This window comes from Gammaproteobacteria bacterium (assembly GCA_019911805.1).
In the GTDB taxonomy this organism is placed as follows: Bacteria; Pseudomonadota; Gammaproteobacteria; order Thiohalobacterales; family Thiohalobacteraceae; genus JAHJQQ01.
The window spans coordinates 1-3,944 of sequence record JAIOJV010000127.1; the positions used below are offsets into that span (position 1 = coordinate 1).

Sequence of the window (3,944 nt, forward strand, 5' to 3'; positions counted from 1 at the left end):
TTTTCCCCCTCCCGCAGCTAAGCTAGCGCGCTTCGATTTCGGGACGTGGGAGAGGGCGCGGCATGCGACAACCGCTGGTGGCAGGCAACTGGAAGATGAACGGCTCGGCAGCGAGCATCGATGCGCTCATGGCCGGCATCAAACAGGGTCTGGCGGACGTCAAGACCGCAGCCGTCGCAGTCTGTCCCCCCTTCGTCTATATCTCCCGCGTCGTCGGGCTGGTCGCGGGCACCCGGATCGGTGTCGGCTCGCAGGACATCAGCGATCAGGAATCGGGTGCGTTCACCGGTGAGGTCGCCGGGCCCATGCTGAAGGACGTCGGCTGCGCCTATGCCCTGGTCGGGCACTCCGAGCGCCGTTCCATCTATGGCGAAGACGATACCTTCACCGCGCGCAAGTTCTCCGCGGCACGCAAGTTCGGACTGATTCCGATCCTGTGCGTGGGCGAATTGCTTGAAGAGCGTGAACTGGGCATCACCGAACAGGTCGTCGGCCGCCAGCTCGATGCAGTCATCGAACTGGAAGGCATCGCTGCGCTGGGCCAGGCCGTGATCGCCTACGAGCCGGTCTGGGCGATCGGCACCGGCAAGACCGCCAGCCCGCAGCAGGCGCAGGATGTGCATGCCTTCATCCGCACCAAGCTGGCCACACTGGACAAGGGTGTCGCCGACCAGGTGCAGATTCTCTACGGTGGCAGCGTGAAGGGTTCGAATGCCGCGGAATTGTTCGGCATGCCGGACATCGACGGTGGCCTGATCGGCGGTGCGTCGCTGACGGCCGAGGAATTCCTGGCGATCTGCCGGGCACCGGACCAGGGCTGAGGCCGAAGCCGGAACACGGTACCGGGGCGTGACGCCGCGGCGATGAGGTAAGAGTTCAACGTATGTATACACTGTTGTTGGTGGTTCAGATCCTGTTGGCGGTCGGCGTGATCGTGCTGGTGCTGCTGCAGCACGGCAAGGGTGCCGATGCCGGCGCGGCGTTCGGCAGCGGCGCCTCGGGGACTGTGTTCGGCTCGCGCGGTGCCGGCTCGTTCCTGACGCGCGCCACGGCGGTGCTCGCGACACTGTTCTTTGCCAACAGCCTGCTACTATCCACGCCACTGGTGATCGGCGGCGGCGAAGGTCCGGCGAGTGTGACCGAGCAGATACGGACGGCGCCGACGACTACCGGGATGCCCACCGACGAAGTCCCGGCCGCGCCGGCCGACCTGCCGAACGTCCCGATCGCGCCCGCGGCCCCGGCGGGCGACAGCGACCTGCCCTGACGCAGGTAGTAGGTATCCAGAACATCCTGAATTGCCGACGTGGTGGAATTGGTAGACACGCTATCTTGAGGGGGTAGTGACGCGAGTCGTGAGAGTTCGAGTCTCTCCGTCGGCACCAAATCCGAATGCCCGCAACCCGAACAGGTGGCGGGCTTTTTCTTTCTTCGGGCCGTGCGCGGTGACGTTGCACAGCCTGGGATCATTCTCCCGCGCCGCAGCTGCACTTGCCGCCCGTGCCGTGATCCTTCTTATCCGTCCCCAAATTCTTTTTTTGTGTTAACCCTCTGATCAGAAGGTGCTTTTCAGCTGCCGCCTGGCTTGACACTGCTTCTGCCCCTGGCCTAGACTCCCCCCACTGCGCCTGCCGGAAACGGCATGAAAACATCGATAAACGCGCGCCTATCACAGCGAGCAACGGGGTACCGGAAGCGGAGTCATGCTGGAAAACTACCTTCCCATCCTCATTTTCATCTCCGTCGCTGTCGTCTTCGGGGCGGCCTTCCTCGTCATTGGCTTCCTCGCCGGGCCGCAACGCCCCGATAGTGAAAAGCTCTCACCCTACGAGTGCGGCTTCGAGGCCTTCGAAGACTCACGTATGAAGTTCGATGTGCGCTATTACCTCGTCGCCATCCTGTTCATCATCTTCGATCTCGAGATCGCCTTCCTGTTTCCCTGGGCGGTGGCGCTCAAGGAGATCGGCATGTTCGGTTTCACCGCGATGATGCTGTTCCTGGGTATCCTGGTGGTCGGCTTCATCTACGAGTGGAAGAAAGGGGCTCTGGAATGGGAGTGATGCGCCGCGCAGGGTGCGTCGAGGCGCAGCCTGACGCACCGGAAATCCGCAGCTATGGTGCGTCGCTGCGTCGACGCACCCTACGGGAGCGTGCCGACCGATGGGCATAGAAGGCATCCTCGAACAGGGCGTGGTCACCACCACGGCCGACAAACTCATCAACTGGGCGCGCACCGGCTCGATGTGGCCGATGACCTTCGGCCTGGCCTGCTGCGCCGTGGAGATGATGCATGCCGGTGCTGCGCGCTACGATCTGGACCGTTTCGGTATCATCTTCCGCCCCAGCCCGCGCCAGTCCGACGTGATGATCGTCGCCGGTACCCTGGTCAACAAGATGGCCCCGGCCTTGCGCAAGGTCTACGATCAGATGGCCGAGCCGCGCTGGGTGATCTCCATGGGCTCCTGCGCCAACGGTGGCGGTTATTATCACTATTCCTATTCGGTGGTGCGCGGCTGCGATCGTATCGTGCCGGTCGACATCTACGTGCCCGGCTGCCCGCCGACGGCGGAGGCGCTGCTCTACGGCTTCCTGCTCCTGCAGAAGAAGATCCGCCGCACCGGCACGATCGAGCGGTAAGGGGAGGCAGTCGGCAGTGGGCAATCGGCAGTCGGGACCAATGACCGGGCGGCGCGCGCTGAAGGGCGGACGCGCGGCCTTGCACGACTGCCGACTGCCGATTGCCGACTGCCCGATGGTGCTCTGATGGACGAAACCCTGAAGGATCTCGCCGAGTACATCGCCGCGCAACGCAGCGCCGCGGTCGTCGAATGGCACATCGCCTACGGCGAGCTGACGATGACGATCGTCCCGAAGGAGATCGTCGGCTTCGTCAAGTTCCTGCGCGACGACCCGCGGCTCGGCTTCGTCAACCTGACCGACGTCTGCGGCGTCGACTGGCCGGCGCGCGACCGCCGCTTCGACGTGGTCTACCATTTCCTCAGCCCCCGCCAGAACCTGCGCATTCGTCTGAAGGTCCTGACCGACGAGGCGACGCCGGTGCCGTCCATCACCCCGGTCTTTCCGGGCGCCGACTGGTTCGAGCGCGAGGCCTACGACTTTTACGGCATCCTGTTCACCGGCCATCCGGATCTCCGCCGCATCCTCACCGACTACGGCTTCGAGGGCTATCCGCTCCGCAAGGACTTCCCGCTGACCGGCTTCGTCGAGGTCCGCTACGACGACGAGCAGAAGCGCGTCGTTTACGAGCCGGTGAAGCTGGCGCAGCAGTTCCGCGACTTCGACTTCGAGTCGCCGTGGGAGGGGACGGACTACGTGCTGCCGGGGGACGAGAAGGCGAGAGGGTGACGGCAGTGGGCAGTCGGCAGTCGGCAGTCGGGGGGATGGAGCGCGATGGACATCCGTTCGTATCGCGACCTTCGCGTCTGGCGCGAGGCTATGGATCTGGGGGAAGGCTGCTATCGCCTGACGAACACCTTCCCGAGGGAAGAGCTGTTCGGCATGACCTCGCAAATCCGGCGGGCGAGCGTCAGCATCGCGGCGAACATCGCCGAGGGCTACGGCCGGGAGAGCACCGGCGTGTACGTTCAGTTCCTGCGCGTCGCCCAAGGTTCGTTGAAGGAATTGGAAACACACCTGCTGTTGGCGGAGAGGGTGGGATTGGCGGCTGGGGAGCCGGTGCGCGCAATCCTCGATACCTGCGAATCCGTGGGCAAGATGCTGCGGTCGCTCATCCGGTCGGTCGAGCGCAGTCAGAACGACGCATAGCGCCGACCGACTGCCGACTGCCGACTGCCGACTGCCTTGCCGCAGAGCGCAAACACAGCATCCTGGGCGCCCCCCATGCCTGAAACCGACGTCCGCACCTTCAACATCAATTTCGGGCCGCAGCATCCGGCGGCGCACGGCGTGCTGCGCCTGGTGCT

7 protein-coding genes and 1 tRNA gene are annotated in these 3,944 nt (G+C 64.4%); all 8 read left to right on the forward strand.

Features of this window, described 5'->3' with window-relative positions:
• Positions 1–62 precede the first annotated feature (62 nt).
• A complete protein-coding gene (gene tpiA, locus K8I04_15770) occupies positions 63–821 on the forward strand; it encodes a triose-phosphate isomerase (GenBank protein MBZ0073174.1) in 759 nt (252 codons plus the stop codon).
• A gap of 62 nt (positions 822–883) precedes the next feature.
• On the forward strand, positions 884–1,267 hold the full coding sequence (gene secG, locus K8I04_15775; protein MBZ0073175.1) for a preprotein translocase subunit SecG: 384 nt from the start codon (positions 884–886) through the stop codon (positions 1,265–1,267).
• A 33-nt stretch (positions 1,268–1,300) separates the two neighbouring features.
• A tRNA-Leu gene (locus K8I04_15780) sits at positions 1,301–1,385 on the forward strand.
• A 318-nt stretch (positions 1,386–1,703) separates the two neighbouring features.
• Positions 1,704–2,060, forward strand: coding sequence for an NADH-quinone oxidoreductase subunit A (locus K8I04_15785; protein ID MBZ0073176.1), 357 nt, complete (start codon positions 1,704–1,706; stop codon positions 2,058–2,060).
• Between the two features lie 100 nt (positions 2,061–2,160).
• Entirely contained in the window at positions 2,161–2,637 is a 477-nt protein-coding gene (locus K8I04_15790) for an NADH-quinone oxidoreductase subunit B (protein MBZ0073177.1), read from the forward strand.
• Positions 2,638–2,763: 126 nt separating this feature from the next.
• Positions 2,764–3,366 carry an NADH-quinone oxidoreductase subunit C gene (locus K8I04_15795; protein ID MBZ0073178.1) on the forward strand — a complete coding sequence of 201 codons (603 nt, stop codon included), beginning with the start codon at positions 2,764–2,766 and terminating at the stop codon, positions 3,364–3,366.
• A gap of 45 nt (positions 3,367–3,411) precedes the next feature.
• A complete protein-coding gene (locus K8I04_15800; GenBank protein MBZ0073179.1) occupies positions 3,412–3,786 on the forward strand; it encodes a four helix bundle protein in 375 nt (124 codons plus the stop codon).
• 24 nt (positions 3,787–3,810) lie between these two features.
• Positions 3,811–3,944, forward strand: a 134-nt coding sequence (locus K8I04_15805) for an NADH-quinone oxidoreductase subunit D (protein ID MBZ0073180.1), incomplete at its 3' end; no start/stop codon positions are given.

Excerpts from the sequence above, each read along its gene's own strand:
- tpiA (MBZ0073174.1), top strand. The coding sequence starts at position 63 with ATGCGACAACCGCTGGTGGCAGGCAACTGGAAGATGAACGGCTCGGCA.
- secG (MBZ0073175.1), top strand. The coding sequence starts at position 884 with ATGTATACACTGTTGTTGGTGGTTCAGATCCTGTTGGCGGTCGGCGTG.
- K8I04_15785 (MBZ0073176.1), top strand. The coding sequence starts at position 1,704 with ATGCTGGAAAACTACCTTCCCATCCTCATTTTCATCTCCGTCGCTGTC.
- K8I04_15790 (MBZ0073177.1), top strand. The coding sequence starts at position 2,161 with ATGGGCATAGAAGGCATCCTCGAACAGGGCGTGGTCACCACCACGGCC.
- K8I04_15795 (MBZ0073178.1), top strand. The coding sequence starts at position 2,764 with ATGGACGAAACCCTGAAGGATCTCGCCGAGTACATCGCCGCGCAACGC.
- K8I04_15800 (MBZ0073179.1), top strand. The coding sequence starts at position 3,412 with ATGGACATCCGTTCGTATCGCGACCTTCGCGTCTGGCGCGAGGCTATG.